Source organism: Corynebacterium sp. HMSC28B08 (assembly GCF_001806865.1).
Classification (GTDB): Bacteria; Actinomycetota; Actinomycetes; order Mycobacteriales; family Mycobacteriaceae; genus Corynebacterium; species Corynebacterium auriscanis.
The window spans coordinates 158,762-175,068 of record NZ_KV786167.1 but is presented as its reverse complement, the minus strand read 5'-3'; the positions used below and the strand labels follow the sequence as shown (position 1 = coordinate 175,068).

Annotated in this window: 12 protein-coding genes; 8 read left to right on the top strand and 4 right to left on the bottom strand. The window is 58.4% G+C overall.

The features are described 5' to 3' along the window. Nucleotides 1-110 precede the first annotated feature (110 nt). Together HMPREF3098_RS11325 and HMPREF3098_RS10995 are read left to right on the top strand one after the other, a co-directional pair. A complete protein-coding gene (locus tag HMPREF3098_RS11325; protein WP_210385952.1) occupies nucleotides 111-965 on the top strand; it encodes a DEAD/DEAH box helicase in 855 nt (284 codons plus the stop codon). Nucleotides 966-990: 25 nt separating this feature from the next. Beyond that, nucleotides 991-2,877 carry an ATP-dependent helicase C-terminal domain-containing protein gene (locus HMPREF3098_RS10995; RefSeq protein WP_070434449.1) on the top strand — a complete coding sequence of 629 codons (1,887 nt, stop codon included), beginning with the start codon at nucleotides 991-993 and terminating at the stop codon, nucleotides 2,875-2,877. Between the two features lie 100 nt (nucleotides 2,878-2,977). Here HMPREF3098_RS10995 and HMPREF3098_RS06565 read toward each other — a convergent pair whose 3' ends face one another. Both HMPREF3098_RS06565 and HMPREF3098_RS06560 read right to left on the bottom strand, forming a co-directional pair. Beyond that, nucleotides 2,978-3,298, bottom strand: coding sequence for a GlsB/YeaQ/YmgE family stress response membrane protein (locus HMPREF3098_RS06565; RefSeq protein WP_070434486.1), 321 nt, complete (start codon nucleotides 3,296-3,298; stop codon nucleotides 2,978-2,980). Nucleotides 3,299-3,490: 192 nt separating this feature from the next. After that, nucleotides 3,491-4,543: an NAD(P)H-dependent flavin oxidoreductase gene (locus tag HMPREF3098_RS06560; protein ID WP_083284243.1), complete on the bottom strand. Its 1,053-nt coding sequence runs from the start codon at nucleotides 4,541-4,543 to the stop codon at nucleotides 3,491-3,493. A gap of 593 nt (nucleotides 4,544-5,136) precedes the next feature. Here HMPREF3098_RS06560 and HMPREF3098_RS06555 point away from each other — a divergent pair. Then, entirely contained in the window at nucleotides 5,137-5,457 is a 321-nt protein-coding gene (locus tag HMPREF3098_RS06555) for a hypothetical protein (RefSeq protein ID WP_035114943.1), read from the top strand. Nucleotides 5,458-5,562: 105 nt separating this feature from the next. On the opposite strand, the gene HMPREF3098_RS06550 is transcribed toward HMPREF3098_RS06555, so the two are convergent. Further along, nucleotides 5,563-6,069 (bottom strand): flavodoxin family protein, encoded by a 507-nt coding sequence (locus HMPREF3098_RS06550; protein WP_070434448.1) that lies wholly within the window; start codon nucleotides 6,067-6,069, stop codon nucleotides 5,563-5,565. A gap of 130 nt (nucleotides 6,070-6,199) precedes the next feature. On the opposite strand from HMPREF3098_RS06550, the gene HMPREF3098_RS06545 reads away from it, so the two are divergent. The 4 genes from HMPREF3098_RS06545 to HMPREF3098_RS06530 all read left to right on the top strand — a co-directional run bounded on the left by HMPREF3098_RS06545 (nucleotide 6,200) and on the right by HMPREF3098_RS06530 (nucleotide 12,955). Then, entirely contained in the window at nucleotides 6,200-8,710 is a 2,511-nt protein-coding gene (locus HMPREF3098_RS06545) for an acyltransferase family protein (RefSeq protein WP_083284241.1), read from the top strand. Nucleotides 8,711-8,954: 244 nt separating this feature from the next. Beyond that, complete coding sequence (locus HMPREF3098_RS06540) at nucleotides 8,955-9,350, top strand: (deoxy)nucleoside triphosphate pyrophosphohydrolase (protein ID WP_070434447.1); 396 nt, start codon at nucleotides 8,955-8,957, stop codon at nucleotides 9,348-9,350. Then, the gene (locus tag HMPREF3098_RS06535; protein ID WP_246815870.1) at nucleotides 9,296-12,355 is read left to right on the top strand and encodes a DEAD/DEAH box helicase; all 3,060 of its coding nucleotides are present in this window, start codon (nucleotides 9,296-9,298) and stop codon (nucleotides 12,353-12,355) included. Before HMPREF3098_RS06540 ends, HMPREF3098_RS06535 begins: the two co-directional genes overlap by 55 nt. Nucleotides 12,356-12,637: 282 nt before the next feature. After that, nucleotides 12,638-12,955: a YbjQ family protein gene (locus HMPREF3098_RS06530; RefSeq protein ID WP_035114941.1), complete on the top strand. Its 318-nt coding sequence runs from the start codon at nucleotides 12,638-12,640 to the stop codon at nucleotides 12,953-12,955. Nucleotides 12,956-12,972: 17 nt separating this feature from the next. Here HMPREF3098_RS06530 and HMPREF3098_RS06525 read toward each other — a convergent pair whose 3' ends face one another. Then, nucleotides 12,973-14,595: an alkaline phosphatase D family protein gene (locus tag HMPREF3098_RS06525; protein ID WP_070434445.1), complete on the bottom strand. Its 1,623-nt coding sequence runs from the start codon at nucleotides 14,593-14,595 to the stop codon at nucleotides 12,973-12,975. A gap of 359 nt (nucleotides 14,596-14,954) precedes the next feature. Here HMPREF3098_RS06525 and HMPREF3098_RS06520 point away from each other — a divergent pair, with 359 nt between their 5' ends. After that, nucleotides 14,955-16,271 (top strand): hypothetical protein, encoded by a 1,317-nt coding sequence (locus tag HMPREF3098_RS06520; RefSeq protein WP_371440962.1) that lies wholly within the window; start codon nucleotides 14,955-14,957, stop codon nucleotides 16,269-16,271. Nucleotides 16,272-16,307 lie beyond the last annotated feature (36 nt).

Genomic DNA, 16,307 nt, shown 5'->3' with positions numbered 1-16,307 from the left:
CACAGCCACCCGTGCTTGTGGATAACAAATCACGTGTCCTGCAGTTTTCGCCTTTGAACGCTAGAGGTGGGGGCACGGAATGTCCGATGCACGCGTTAAGCTGGATAGCCGTGAGCGACCTGTATCTGGATGTAGATCTGCCCTTCTCCCAGGGCCGCGCTGACCTCATCGCAGCGCTTAAGTCCCATGGTGGGGCGGTCATCCAAGCACCTCCCGGTACAGGCAAAACCACGTTGGCGCCGGGTTATGTCGCTGATTTTTTGGTCCGGACAGGGCAGGCGGCGCACACCGGCCAAGTAGGGCACATTGGCCATTTTCACTCAGCGGAGCACACACAACACCCCGACCAGGCAGGGCAATCCAGCCAGACCCGAAGAGTCATCGTCACCCAGCCCCGGCGCGTTGCAGCTCGATCCTCAGCGGCGCGCCTCAACGAGCTGTACGGCTGGCCCATCGCAGGTCATACCGTACGGGGCGAATCCACAGTCAAGCCAGAAACACTCATCGAGTTCCTCACTCCGGGCGTGCTGCTGCGCCGGTTACTGCGTGCACCGGACCTCGAGGGTGTGGGCGCGGTAATCCTGGACGAGATCCACGAGCGCCAGTTGGAATCCGACCTCGTCTTCGCCATGGTGTCCCAACTACGCGAACTCCGCGACGACCTGTATGTTGTCGCAATGTCCGCCACGGTCGATGCAAGGAAATTCGCCGACCTGCTGAAAACCCCGATTGTGGATGTTCTTTCACCCATCCACCCGTTGCAATTTCACTACGCGCCCGCCACGGCCTCCATAACGAGGAGGGATCACCGCGCCCGGCCCGGCCAACCGGGTTCCATTGAAGCGATCGTTGCGCAGACGATTCTTCACGCGCTGCGCGAACAGCCGGATTCCGCGGATATTTTGGCCTTTGTTCCCACCATCCGTGGCACTGAAATCGTGGCGGACATGATCGAACGGTGCTGATGGCAGCAGCCACCCAGTCGATGCTTTGGCCTTGCACGGTGGACTTACACCCACCCAGCAGCAGCTTGTCATCAACCCACCCACCCGGTCTGAATCCCCCATCCCACGCCGCGTCATCATCGCAACCGACGTTGCCGAATCCTCCCTCACCGTCCCCGGCGTATCCATCGTGGTTGATAGCTGCCTGTCCCGCGTTAACCGCCGAGACTCCAGCCGAGGCATGTCTGTACTGGTCACGGAGTTAACCTCCCAAGCCTCAGCCACGCAACGCGCAGGTCGTGCCGGCCGCCTGGGCCCCGGCGTGGTCTATCGCTGTATTACCGCCGAAGAATACGGCAAGCTCCCCTCCTTCTCCCCTCCCGCAATTCAGACCTCTGACCTGACAGGCGCGTTGCTGGATTGCGCATGCTGGGGCTCCCCCGGCGGCACGGATTTACCTCTGCCCGATCCGTTCCCCACCGTCGCGGCCACGCAAGCCACTCAGTCACTAGTCATGCTCGGGGCTATCACTGGCGTGTCCGAATCTACCCCCTACGGCACGGTCACGGACCTCGGCGAAGCACTCGCCTCTCTTCCCATGGATCCACACCTGGCTCGCGGTGGCCTGGTGGCGTTGCGAGCGGTGGAGGATGCCACGCCGGCTCACTCCCCCACCGATTCACACACTGCCACCTCACACACTGCCGCCTCACACTCTGCCACGCCGGCTCACTCCCCCACCGATTCACACACTGCCGCCTCACACACTGCCGCCTCACACACCGATTCACACACGGCCGCCTCACTCATCCTGAAGACCCTCGCCATCCTCGACTCGTCGAACCGGCTGCCGGACGATATCGGCCACGCTGCCCGCACACTTGGGAACAATCACCCAGAATTCACCCGCATACGCTCGCTGTTTCGTCGTGCACTGCCGCAGTACACACCCGCGCAACCCACCACCGCCACGCACCCCTTCACTCCCGCCGACCCCGTCGCGTTCACCATCGCCTGCGCGTTCCCTCACCTCATCGCGCGGCGTGTCCCAGGGTCCGAGCACTCAGTTCTCACCACATCAGGTACGGGAGCGTTACTACCCGCAGCCCTCGCGCAAACCCCATCGGACTGGTTCGCCATCGCCGACATTTCCCGCGCACACACCGGCGACGGCACGGGTGCGCGAGTGCGTAGCGGACTGCCGCTTACGCCCGGGGAGGTTTTTGCTGCGGGAGAGGAGGGCGTCGGGATAAAAGAAGAAACAACCACCACCTACGACGAAGCGACAGGCAGAGTCCGCGCCCGCACCACCAGGCATTTCGGCGCGATCCAGCTGTCGTCCACGCCCGCGCAACCCACCACCGAACAAACCCGCGCGGCCATCGATGATGCCTTGACCGCCCACGGTTTGCGGCTGGTCGGCCTAACTACGGCGGCTGAATCGTTGGCGCGGCGCATCCAATTTCTTGCCGACGCCCACGTGCCCGGCTACCCCACCCTGCGCGGGGAATTGCCGGAAACTGTGCGGGCTTTTGTGACGGATGCCCTCGTGAAAGGGCAGAAACCGGACGTCGTGGGCCTGCTGCGGGGAGTGATTCCATGGGATCACCCCATTGACGAATTAGCTCCAGAGGCGATTGAGCTGCCCGGCGGTCGGCGAGCCCGTGTGACATATCCACCGGTAGAGGGCTCAGCCACTGAGGATGCGCCCGCGGTGATCGCCACCAAGTTGCAGGATTGTTTTGGTTTGGAGGAATCGCCGGTCATTGGTAATCGGCGCGTGCAGTTCCACCTGTTATCTCCGGCGCAACGCCCACTGGCAGTGACAGATGACCTGGCAAGTTTTTGGGATGGGCCCTACCAGGAAGTTCGCAAGGATATGCGTGGGCGATACCCAAAACACTCGTGGCCGGAGGATCCGCGCAAAAAATAAACCCAACCCTCGCGCGGAGGATTGGGTTTTCGTGGTGATTAAAAATGCTGAGCTGAGGTGGATTGGGGCATCCGCCGTGTGCGACGGATGCAGGGTTGTCTTACTGACGACCCTTCTTGCCCATGATGAGCTTGAGGATGAACAGCAGCAGGCAGGCGCCGATCAGGCAGGTGATGAAGCTGAAGACCCAGCCACCGGAACCAATGCCCAGGAGGGTGAAGATCCAGCCACCCAGGAAACCACCGACGATGCCGACGATGATGTTGGCTGGGATGCCCATTTGAGCATCGGTGCCCATGATCTTGGAGCCAATCCAGCCGGCCAGGCCACCAATGATGATCCAACCCAAGAAGCCAAGAGCGGGAACGCCATTGTCGGCAGCAAGTAGTTGGGTGCTTTCAGCAAGAATTGCAGTAGTCATGTCACCATTTTTACAGGCGCTTCGATGCTTCCGCAAAGGTTCGGTGCAGGAAAACACCATGTAAACGCGGTTCGCGACACCCACGCAACGCACGATCATCGCTGGTCACGGATAGTTTCACCGTGCGAACGAAAGCGCAGAATAATCCGTAAAAATTTTTCTGAATCTAGGGTGATTCGCGCGCTGAGGGGACTACCAACGGTGCAAAAAATCCCACGCTTCGTCGTTGAGTTTCTGAATCACATCACCCGCGGGAACCTGGGCGCGCAACAATCCGATACCCTGCCCCGCATGTAATTTCATCTCCGCGGCGTAGTCGCCGCCCTCGCTGCGCGCATCCACCAGTTCTTTATCGGTGACTTCACCCCGGTCACTCAAGGGAGCGTACGCATCAACGAAAGCATTGCGAACCGTACGCGTGGGCCAGGTCTTGGTATCCCACTTTTGCTGTTCGGCGCGGTCATAGATATCGGTCAACACGGTCTGCCCACTGCCACTGTTGACGGCAAGCACGCGCAGTTCCTCCGAGCCCACGGATTCCGGCGAAGCCAGCAATGCCGTACCTACCCATGCTGCATCTGCACCGGCCGCCAGTGCCGCGGCCACTCCACGGCCGGAGCCGATCCCACCGGCCACGCACACGGGAATTCCGGGAGCGTGAACCTCTAAGTAACCGAGTGCCAATTGCATCAGCGGCATGGTCCCGATGCGACCAGTGTGCCCACCCGCGTCAGTACCTTGCACGCAGATCACATCCACTTCCGCTGCCAGCGCCGCCTTTAATTGCGTGAGGCTATTCACCGGAGCAACCACGGATATTCCTGCTTGGTGAGCGCGCTCGACATAAGGTGCGGCATCACCGAAACCTAGGGAGACCGCCGTGGGCTTCGCATCCAATACCGCTTGAAATTGTTCTGGGTTTTCCTCTAGCGCCCACACCATCAGCCCGATGCCGAACGGGCCAGCCTCGCGGGCAATGTCCGCGTTTTCCTTAATCCATCCGGAACTGCTCTTCGCACCCGCACCGAACATCCCCAATCCCCCGGCGCGACTTACCGCAGCAGCTAGATGTCCATCCGAACGCCCCGCCATTGGTGCTCCCACGATGGGCTTGTTGATCCCCCACAACCGTGTCAACCGTGATACCAAAACCTTGCCGGCAGGCTGTCCTCCTTGGCCAAGCGCAAACTGGCTCTGTATATCCAGGCGCTGGCTGCTTGCATTGTGGGTGGGAGAATCTGCCATCTGTACATCATTTCCAGGACTTGGTAGTTCGCATCTCGATTCACTGCTGAACCGCGCATTACGGTTCCCTACCTTACATACTTCATTCCCGGCCGTTGCCAGTTCCCACATTGGGATTTCCTGCTAATTACTGCGTGTTTTTAAGCAGCTGTTTTGCGCGCCCCGGAAGGGTTCCGCCACCCCCTACGGGCTGTGTGCACCTGCTTGCGCAATGCTCCTTTGGTCTGCAATGCCGGGGTCCGCATGGCCTTTCCTCTCCTACAGTGGTCTGCCTCCTCCTACCCAGCACCTCTAGGAAGACCACGGGCTTCACATGCTCGCCCACACGCTCGGCCGACACACTCACCCACACGACCACCCACACGCTCGAAAAGCAGAACGAAACGACACCACCCCAACCCGCCAACGTCATCTCATTCTGCTCAACCAACATGAGGACCAACACGCTCACCCACACTGAGGGCCGTCGAGTACGGGAGCCGGGCCACGCGTAGGTATAGGAATGCCGAATGTGCAGTGATGCGATGACGACCTAGTGTCAGGGCCCACGTTTATATGGGAATGCCCTCGCACATGCGCGTAGTGTATGGGGCATGGATTTCACTCTGAAGAAGGCAAAAGACGTTAACACCGCAGCAATTGTCACCACCGGTCTTATCGGTGGATGGCTGACAGCTCGCGAAACGGGCATCCGCCCCTTGGGCGGTGTGATCTTGGCAGCTGCCGGTGCATACGCCGCACGCTCGTGGAATGCCAAGGCCGGTGCCCCAGTGGCCGGCGCGCTAACCGCGGGTTACATCGGAGCCTTCGGTCTTTCCCATCCTCTGGCGAAGAAGATCGGCTCCTGGCCAGCCGTGTTGGCCGTAACTGCGGCCAGCGCGGGCGCTGCGTATGCAGCGTCCGACCGTCTCTAATGCGGTGACCCCCAACCGGCGCCAGTATAGGGGATCGGAACCGGCGCTGACGAGGCTAGCGCTCGCTCAGAAGTTGAGAACCAACGAGGCACCGCGGATCATCCCCTAACCCAGCCCCAACGCCTCCCCCACCAGCGCCTGCGCCATCGTGCGCAGGACACCTTGCTGGGATTTCCACTCACCCGTGAACTCCACGGGTTCCGCGGCCACGCGCATCTCAAATCCGGTGGTTAGCGCACGCATCGCCTTGGCGGCGCCGGTCGTATCGTACCCGCCGCGGATCCACCAGCTCACGGGCTTACCCACGGTCTTTTCACGCGTGGCCATATACGTGGAATCGAAATAGTGTTTCAGGGCGCCCGAGATATATCCGAAGTTCGCGGTGGTCCCGAAAAGCACGGCATCCGCACCGATCAACTCCTCGGCCAGCTGATCGGCCGATAGCTCTGGATCCAGCGGATGCCGCTCCAGGACCTTTACCGCACCGTCCCCCTCCAAACCGAGGGATTGGTTAGCTTCGGTAGCTGCGGAGCGCGCGGCATCAAGAATGAAAGATGAAAGTGCCGCCGTCACCGGCGAGGGGCTGTGGTGGACAATCAGTACGGTCGTCATAATCTCCCATTGTGCCCAGTTTGCCCCCGACCTGTGCCGAAACCATTGTCGATAGGTATCGAATCGTTAACGGTGGTTCCGGAGTGTCCTATTCGACTGTTTCCAGCTACCTGCCTAAGCTGGTCTCGTTATGGCCAGCGCAGCGGGACGTTTTAGACAAGATCTTGAGGGGCTTCGTGGATTCGCGATTGCCCTCGTCGTGGTGTTCCACGTTTTCGTCGGGAAAGTTTCCTCGGGCGTGGACGTATTCTTACTCCTCGGCGGAATTTTCTTTTTCGGAAGCCAACTAAGCAACGCTCGAAACCCCAAGGGGTTGACGATCGTGCAGTCGGTTATCCGCATCATCAGGCGATTATTCCCTCCGTTGGCGATCGTTGTGGCCGCCACATTGGTGGCCGCCATCTTGACCATGAACAAGCTGGTCTGGGTGCAGATGGCCAAGGATGCCGTGGCCGCGCTGGGTTACTTCATTAACTGGCAGCTGGCTTTTTCCGGCCGTGATTACGTGGCCATTCAAACCACGGTCAGCCCGTTCCAGCACCTGTGGTCTATGTCTGCTCAGCTGCAGATTTACCTGGCTTCTTTGCTGGCCGTTGTGGTTATTGCCTTTATATTTCGACGCCTCGCGCGGCCCGTCCTCGTTGTTATCCTCAGTGCCGCGACGATCCTGAGTTTCGCGTATGCGACATGGCAGCACGGCCAGGATCAGGCCCTGAATTACTACTCCACCTTCAGTCGTTTCTGGGAGATCGGCCTGGGCGGATTGGTCGGCATGATCCTGCTGAAGCGGGATAAGCAGGGTAACCCGGCGATGCGACCGCTGGGGCCGTGGGCGCGCCGGATCCTGGGCGTGGTCGGTATTTTGCTGATCGCTCTCACCGGTGTGTTCCTGAACGGTTCGGACCAGTTCCCCGGCGCGTGGACGCTGGTGCCGCTGTCGGGTGCTGTGTTGGTGGTCATAGCCGGTTCATCCGGCCAGCCGGTAGGCGTGACCCGCGTAATGGAATCCCGCCCCATGGTGGAACTGGGCGGTATTTCCTACTCGCTGTACCTGTGGCACTGGCCGCTGCTGGTGCTCGCACTCAACTGGTCCGGTCAGCCGAAGGTCTCCTGGGCACTGGGCCTGGGCGTGATTGCCGCCAGCTTGGTGCTGGCATGGCTGACCAAGATGCTGGTGGAGAAGCCGCTGCGCCAGGCCAAGAAGCCAGCACGCAGTTGGGTGCTGACGTCCCCCAGCTACGTGGGGAACTCCTTAAAAGTGTGGCCAAAGACCGTTTACGCCCTAGTGATTATTGTGGTGGCGGGGGCCGTGGTGGCGTCGCCACCCATTTTGGAAAAACGGTTGAGCGCGGGAACGGACCAGCTGCTGGAGGCCTCCAGTGACAGGGCGGAATACCCCGGCGCGTTGAGCTTCATTAATAACGCGCCCACCCCGGAGGGAAAAACGATCGTTCCTCCGCTGGAGGATTTCCATAAGCTGCTGCCACCCACACAGCCTGATGGATGCCAGATCGGGTTTGAGCCTGCGGTACTGGTGCTGACGAAGAATTACAACCGCTCGCAGGAGCAGTGCGCGTACGGCGATGTGAATTCCAAGCGGACCCTTTACGCCGTCGGTGGTTCCCACACGGAGCACTACATGCCCGCACTGGACATCGTGGGTAAGCGCCAGGGCATTAAGGTGATCCCGCTGCTGAAGATGGGTTGCCCCATCAACGCGAACATCACTCTGTACAACGGGCAGGACTATCCCAGCTGCCGCGAGTGGTCCAAGACGACCATGGACTACATTGCGAAGAACCCGCCCACAGAAGGCATCTTCATGCCGGGAACGCGGCCATCCGATATTCAGGGCAACGGTCCGGAAGTTATTCCGCCGGAGTACGTGGATACTGTCCGGACGTGGCACGAAGCGGGCATTAAGACGTGGCTGATCCGCGACAACCCGTGGCACATGCGCACCGATGGCAGCGGCCCGCTGGATATGCGCCAATGCGTGGTGGGCATGATGGAAGGCAATTGGAACGGCCCGGGCGCCGAGGGATTCTCCGGCGTGGCGGATCCCGAACACCCCACGTTCGATGAGGTGCTGGCCATCAACCGGGCGTGTGGCACTCCCGTTAATGAATCATTGCTGCCGGAGGATCCTTCCATCAAGGCCTACCAGGGCTTGAATGTGAAGCTGATGGACCTGACCGCCGCGATCTGCCGTGAGGGCTGGTGCCCAGCGATTATCGGCAACATGGCGGCCTACCGCGATGCGCACCACTTCACGAATGTGTTTGCGGAAACCCTGGCCGGGGAGATGGAAGCGCAGATGTTCGATCCGAACCACAAGATTCCGCGGATGGATATCAGCTTGGAGGAACCGGAGCAGCCCGTGGATGAAAACGGTTCGCCGCTTCCATCGCCGGGTGCGCCGGCGCCGGGTCAGCCGGGCTCAGGTATACCCGCAGTGCCGGGCCAGCCGGGTGCGCCATCGATTCCGGGGCAACCAGCGTTGCCGAATGCGACGGAGCCACCGGCCGAGGTGCCGCCAGCGGCGCCGGTGGCCCCGGCAGTGCCGCCCGCTGAGGAGCAAAATCCAGGGGCGCCAGGAGCCCCGGCGCCAGTCCCGGCACCGGTTGAACCGCCACGGTAGAGCTAGTTATCCACAGAAGATGCGATGAGGACGCTGCCTTTGGGCGGCGTCCCTTTTCATTGGGTGGATGGGAATCGACTGGGAGCCTCGATGCAACGCGGTGAACAGGCGATAAATCGAACATCCCCGGTACATGTCCTGGAATCGCATTAGAATTTACCTGGACTACACCGGATTAAGTCTGAAGCTGACCTCCCCTATGGGTCACGTTTTAGGATCACAAACATCACAGAAGGGCTATCCGTTGTCCAAGCGAATTGAGGTCGTGGGCGCAGTATTTGTGCAAGACGGAAAAATTCTCGCCTGCAAACGAAGCGAAACGATGTCGCTACCTGGTTACTGGGAGTTTCCCGGAGGCAAGATCGAAGAAGGCGAATCTCCAGAACAGGCGCTGCGACGCGAGCTCGATGAAGAACTTAACTGCAGAGCCACGGTTGGAGATCACCTGGATACCACCGCGCATGAATACGATTTTGGAACCGTGGTGCTTTCCACCTACATCTGTGAATTGGGCGAAACCGACCCAATCCTGGCGGAACACGAAGAAATGCGCTGGCTTACCCCATCCGAACTCCGCTCCGTGGAATGGGCACCAGCGGACCTGCCAGCGGTAGCACTCCTGGAATCGGGACTACTTTGATGCAATTACCACTGCACCAGTCCGAACCAGCATTCTCCCCAGAGTTCGTGGAAAAGGCCGTCCGTTACGGTTTCCTCGATTCAAATTCCATAACGCCCGCTTGTTACCACCCCGAGTTGATTAGCAACAACGACGAGCGAACCATGCTCGCGGCAATCATCAAAGAGCTAAAGCGCTGCGATACTTTCTACTTCTCGGTCGCTTTTGTCACAACCTCCGCCCTCGCGCTGCTCAAACAGCATCTTCTTGATTTCAAGGGTAAGGGAGTTATCTACACCTCTACGTACCTAGACTTCAATGAACCGGCCATGTTCGAAGAGTTGCTCCTTCTCGAAAATATCGAGGTCCGGGTGTTGAAAGACACCATCGATGCATTCCATTCGAAGGGCTACATCTTTGAATCCGACGATTCCACGACAGCCATCATTGGTAGTTCAAATCTGACGAACTTCGCCCTCACTCAGAACGCTGAATGGAACATGAAGTTCTCTGCATTGCCCGATGGTGACATCACCACCCAACTGCGCAGTGCGATCGAAAGTCTTCGGAAGGATTCAGAACAGCTCACTCGAGAGTGGATCGCTCACTACGAAAAGAACCGGAAGATTCGCCCGCATCCCGAGCTCGTCGACACGGGCGTTGAGCAAGTTGTGCCCGTTGGAAATATCTATCCGAACAAAATGCAGCGCCAAGCGTTGGAGAACCTCGCTTCCCTCTGGCGGAAAGGTGAATCCCGAGCCATCATCATTTCGGCAACGGGTACGGGCAAAACGATTCTCGCTGCATTAGCGGCGCGAGCCGTGAAGCCCGAACGAATGCTTTTCGTCGTTCACCGCGAACAGATTCTCAACAAGGCCATTGAGGAGTTTAAACGCGTCTTCGAAAAAGACAATGAGGCTTTCGGCAAATATGTAGGCCTGGAGCGAAATCTTGAAGCTCCATTTGTATTTTCAACTGTCCAGACATTGTCCCGCGACGAGAATGTGAGGGTATTCTCCCCTGACCACTTTGACGTTGTAATCATCGATGAGTCCCACCGCGCTGGCGCAGTGACTTACCGGAAAATCCTGGAATATCTCACCCCGAAGCATCTCATCGGCCTTACCGCCACTCCAGAACGCACTGACGGCTTTAACATCTTTGAGCTGTTCGACCACAACATTGCATACGAGATTCGTCTGCAAGAGGCCCTCGAGAACAAGATGCTGGTGCCGTTTAGCTACTACGGTATCCATGAAGGATCGGACACCGCTGGACGTCCGATTGGTGATCGAACTGGCGAAAATGCGAGGCTAGAAAGTGGTCGCATCGACCAGGTCGTAACCGCACTGCGTAAATATGGTCACGTCCGTGATGCACGAGGCCTTATTTTCTGCAGTTCCAAGAAAGAAGCTCACTGGTTAGCTACCGGGCTGAGTGGCCAAATTGTCTACGAAGAACAGAACTCAGCCCCTCTTCGAGTCGCCACTCTCACAGGTGATGATCCAATGGAAGTTCGTGAAGCGACAGTTGCGAAGCTGGAGGCTGGGGAACTTGACTACATCAGCACTGTCGATATCTTCAACGAAGGCATTGACATTCCCTGCATTAATCAAGTCGTCATGATGCGCGAGACTCAATCCAGCATCGTCTTCACTCAACAGTTGGGCCGCGGTCTTCGAAAATTTGCAGGCAAAGACCACCTCCGAGTGCTCGACTTCATCGGTAACTACGCAAGCAACTTCCACATCCCGATTGCGCTGTTTGGAAGAAGTTCGGGGAATAAGGACGAAGTTGCTCAAAGGACTCGCAAGGCAGCTAAGGGTTCCCCGGTAGCCGGCGCATCGTCAGTGTCTTTCGATGAAATTGCTCAAGAACGAATCTTCGAATCTTTGGCGAAAGCCAAGATCGATAGCGTTGCGCGCCTGAAAGAGGATTACACAAATCTTCGGTTCCGCCTCGGTCAACAGCCGTGGCGAATCGACTTCGCTCGCTTCGACACGCTCGATCCTGTCGCGTTCAGCCTTTCTCAGGGTAAAAGTAGTTCCAACCGCAAGGGATATTGGAACTTCCTCAAGAAAACCATCAAGGTAGAGCAATCACTGACGGAGTTTCAAGGGAACGTACTACAATTCTTGGACCAAGAGCTCCTCAATGGCAAGCGTATCCACGAAAATGTCGTGTTCGAATACCTGCTGCAACACGGTAGCGTTTCCTACGTTCAAATGCGCGAATTGTTTGAATCAGAAGGACTTGGATATTTCAAAACCACGCCACGGACGGTCGAGCGGATATTGACCCTCGAGTTCTTCGTACAAACAGAACGCAACAGCGTGGGTAACATTTCCCTGGTCTCGGCTTCGGGTGAGGATGGAAACCGGACTCTAAAACTTGTCCCGGAGCTGCAGCGTGCTTACAACGAAGATGGATACTTTCGGAAGCACATCGACGACATCAACGAAACGGCCCGGTTCCTCAATCTGCACCGCTACAACAAAGCAGATGGCCCCCTCATCGGGCGCCGCTATTCACGTAAAGATGTATGCCGTCTTCTGAACTGGGCAAATAATGAGTATTCCACCATGTACGGCTATTCGAAAGACGAAGATACCAATACATGCCCGATCTTTGTCACATACCAGAAAACAGATACGATTTCGGCATCCACACAATACGAAGACGAGTTCCTCAATAACAAGACGATGAATTGGTTCAGCAAGAATCGGCGCTCGCTGGCCCGTTCAGCCCTCGAACAGGAAATTGCCTCCGGTTCTCTGCAATTAGAACTTTTCGTCAAGAAAGATGATTTCGAAGGAACAGAATTCTTCTATGTAGGGCCCGTTAAACCACGCGATGCTGTGGACACCACCATTCGAGGCGATAAGGGCGAGGAAGTTTCAATCGTGAATATGAAGCTAGATCTTGCTCAGCCAATGGGTAATGATCTGCTCATGTTCTTTGAAACCGCAGCCATGAGGAGAGAACCAAAGGCATCGACGCTTTCTGAAGAGAGCCCTTCGGTTTAGGGACTAACCCGGTCCCGGTAGCCTTCCCTTCCAAACTTCGTCTCCGCCCCACCGAGCACCGCTATTGCCCCCCTGCATCACCCCGCCCAGCGCATCGCCCCCAAAAGGTACTGGGAGCCTTTGGTCGGGCCAGCGTGGCGTCGGTGTGTTTAGATGAAAAAGTTGGTGGAACGGTGATCCCACCGTACCCGCCTGACCTAAAATAGAGCGTCTAGGAGAAGGTTCAACAGTGAACCTCCAGCTCAGCCGGCCACACCCCACTCAGAGCAAGGAGAACCAACGATGATTGTCAGTACCACCGGAACCATTGACGGCCACAAGATCGAAAACTACATCCGCATCGTTGCAGGCGAATCAGTCGTGGGCATCAACATGTTCAAGGACATCGGAGCGGGATTCCGCAACATCGTGGGTGGGCGCTCCTCCAGCTACGAAGGCGAGATCAACAACGCGCGCGAGGAAGCCCTGCGCGAAATGGTCGACCGTGCCATCCAGCTGGGTGCCAACGGTGTAGTAGGTGTGAAGGTCGACTGCGAATCCCTGGGCCAGGGCGGCATGATCATGGTCACCGCCACCGGCACCGCCGTCCAGCTCAGCTAGGCAACCGGCCCAGCCCGCTAGCACTTCGCCGGCAACGTCTTTGTGTACAGCACCTGGCCGCGGGTGCTGATCAAACGGACCGTCAACTCTCGGGACTGGCCATCGATGTCCACCTCACCAAAGTGCTGGTAATCATCCAGCGGCGAACGGTTCGGCTGATCCGGGGTGTGGGAGAACACGACCTCCGGGCCAAAGGTCGAATCCATCTTGTTCGGCCCGAACGCGCCAGCATTTAGCGGGCCAGAGACGAACTCCCAGAACGGGGAGAAATCCTGGAACGCCGCCCGGTCCGGGTGGTACTCGTGCGCCGCGCAGTAGTGCACATCCGCGGTCAGCCACACCACATTCTTCACGTTCTTGATCGCGGACAGCACCGTGGCGATCTCCTGCTCCCGCCCCACCGGCTTGCCCGGAGTGCCGGACGACACCCCCTCCTGCGCTGTCTCCCCATCGGGAACGACAATGCCGATCGGTAGGTCATTGGCAATGATCTTCCACGTAGCCTTCGACTTCTTCACCCCGTCGATCAGCCACTGCCGTTGTTTATCGCCCAAGATCCAACCGGCTTCCTTGTTGTCCTTGGTGTGCTTTGTGTTTTCATCCTTGTAGCTGCGCATATCTAGGATGAACACATCCAGCAGCGGCCCGTAGGAAACCTTGCGGTAAATGCGCCCATCCACTGCCGTTTTGGTATCCACCGGCTGCCACTCGTGGAAAGCCCGGATCGAACGCGCCGACAGCACATCCACGCGCTTTTCCGTGTACTTATCGTCTGTCAGGATCTCCCCCGGATACCAGTTGTTCGTGGTTTCGTGGTCATCCCACTGCACCAGCTGTGGCACGTGCGCGTTGAAATTGCGGTAGTGCTCATCGAGCAGGTTGTAGGCATAGCGCCCGCGGAATTCCTTCAGGGTTTCGGCCACCTTGGACGTTTCCTCGCTGACCAGGTTGTGCCACACGCGCCCGTCTTCCAACGTGACCTTTTCTTCAATCGGCCCATCGGCATACACAACATCGCCCGAGTGCAGGAAGAAATGCGGGTTGCGCTTGGCCATGGCTGCCCAACCGACCATGCCGCCAATCCTTGGGTTAATGCCATATCCCTGCCCGGCCACATCTCCCGACCAGTGGAAACGGATATCGCGTGCGGTCACCGGAACGGTCCGGAACGTTCCCGCTACTGGCGCAGAGCGCATCCCCGTGTACATGTCCTCCAGGAACACTCGGTAGTGGATGTCGCGTCCGGCCGGAAACCCGGACAGCCGCACACGTCCTGTCCCATCCGTCGTGGGAGTCAATGGGACCGGTGCCCGGAACGATTTCGCATTCTTGAACCGGCCATTCGTCGCCGCTTCCACCACCATTCGTGCGGGGCGATCGGCGCGGGTCCAAATCACTGCACCGCTGTTTGTCATTTCACCCGAAGCCACACCGTGGCTAATTACGGGTCGCTTGGGCAGCAAAGGAGCTCCGAAAGAGCTTCCCACGGACGATCCGAATGTGCCTCCAAAACTGGACTGTGCTGTTGCCGTACCACGTGCAACGAATCCTGCACCCGCGGCTGCGACCGTAAGGCCGGATGCTCTTAGGAAACCGCGGCGTGTGAGTTCGCGCTGCGCCTTGTCAGCTGGGGAATTCAACGTAAAACACTCCTGGGGAAAGTCATTGCGTTACTTAACTTGAATGAAGAACGATTCCCCACGCTAGGTGGACCGGCTGACTCGGTAGTGACGGCCAAGTAAACACGCCGAGAATTCCTCCGCGGGGTCCCACGGGGGGACCACCCACCCCCGCGGGTGTATTTTGTTAAACAATTTCCCCGCTCCTATTGCGGAGGCACTGGGTAAACCTTAATATCAGCAGTGCCATCAAGAGGGTTGTACGACAATCCACAGAAAGTCTGAAGCCTCGCGCCTTGGCGTAAATCAACGATCTCTACTGTTCACAGGGCAATTACCACCAGCCTAGCGGAACGCCCCAACACTTCAGAGGTTTGCTTATGTTCAACCAAAACCGTGTATTACCTTCGGGTAAGCCTAAGAAATTCAGGGCTGCCGTCGCTGCTGCCGCCGTGGTTTCCAGCTCCCTACTCTCCGCCACGGTGCTCTCACCAGCCGCGCAGGCAGAGATTCCACCGATGCCACAAGGCTACCCCGTGCCGGGACTGTACAAGCCATGCAAGCCTGGGGAAATCACCCCGGATTGGCACTTCGGTGAAACTGCCCGCCACTACATCAACGATGACAGCCTGCAGTTCACAAACAACACCAACCAGGATGTGAAGTACTCCGCGAAGGTCGAAACGGGCACTAACCACGAGATCGACGCGAACTCGAAGGCCAAGCTGCCCTCCAACTGGAACACCACCGCGAAGAGCGAAATTGGCTTGAAGCTATCCAACGGCTGGGTGGAAGGCGAAACCTTCGGCCCCATCACGCTGCGCCCGGGCGAATCTTTCAAAGTCGAATATGGTGTGGTTCTCAAGGACTTCATCTCCATGTTCACCTCGTGCCAAAAGGGCTACGTGGTCAATGAACCCGGGGCCGGCGTCATCCGAGGTCAAGCCCCCGCTGAACGCTACGCCTACGCTTACGTGATCCGCCCAGACGGCAGTGTGTCTGACTTGGCAATGCATATCCCCGCCCGTGCGAAGGGCGCCAACTCCCAACCCACGGGCGGCACCTACACCAGCGTTTCGGGCCCATCGTTGGAAAAGGTCGCGGATCCCGCGAAGGATCAGATTGTGGAACCGGCCATTCCCCCTGCGCGCGATGGTTCGTGGCCCAGGCAAGGCGATAAGTGCACTCCCGCGACCGATACCGCGTGGACTCCCCTAGATATCACCTCGGTGAGCCCCACGTTCCGCAAGCCCGGTTACTCCCAGGACTTCCTGAACTGGTCGAAGGGTGACTACACCTTCACCCCCGTCACGGACCACATCGTGGGCGCAGAGTTCAACGGCTACCTCAACTGGCGCGGCAACAACGGCCGTCTACCGGAGGGCTGGCTGCAATCCGTCGGAACAGTGCAGCGCGCCTACATGCCGGTCAATACCGCGCTGAAGCCCATTCCTTTGAATTCCGGCGACCGCGTTCGCGTGACCTACGGAACCACCATGACCCGGATCAACTACCGGGAGCTGCACTGCGGGAAGGACGGCACCTACAGCCTGACCAGCAACTACCCGCAGGCCAGCGCCCCCTCCGGGTTCTGGGCGGAAGCCAAGGTGACAGCCAAGGATGGTTCCACCCGCACAGTGGATGTCACCCCTGACGAGTACCGGTCCTTGCCGGTACCCACCCAGTCCAATCGCTAAACCCCCCTCACGTTTGACACGTTTCTACCTCTCTAC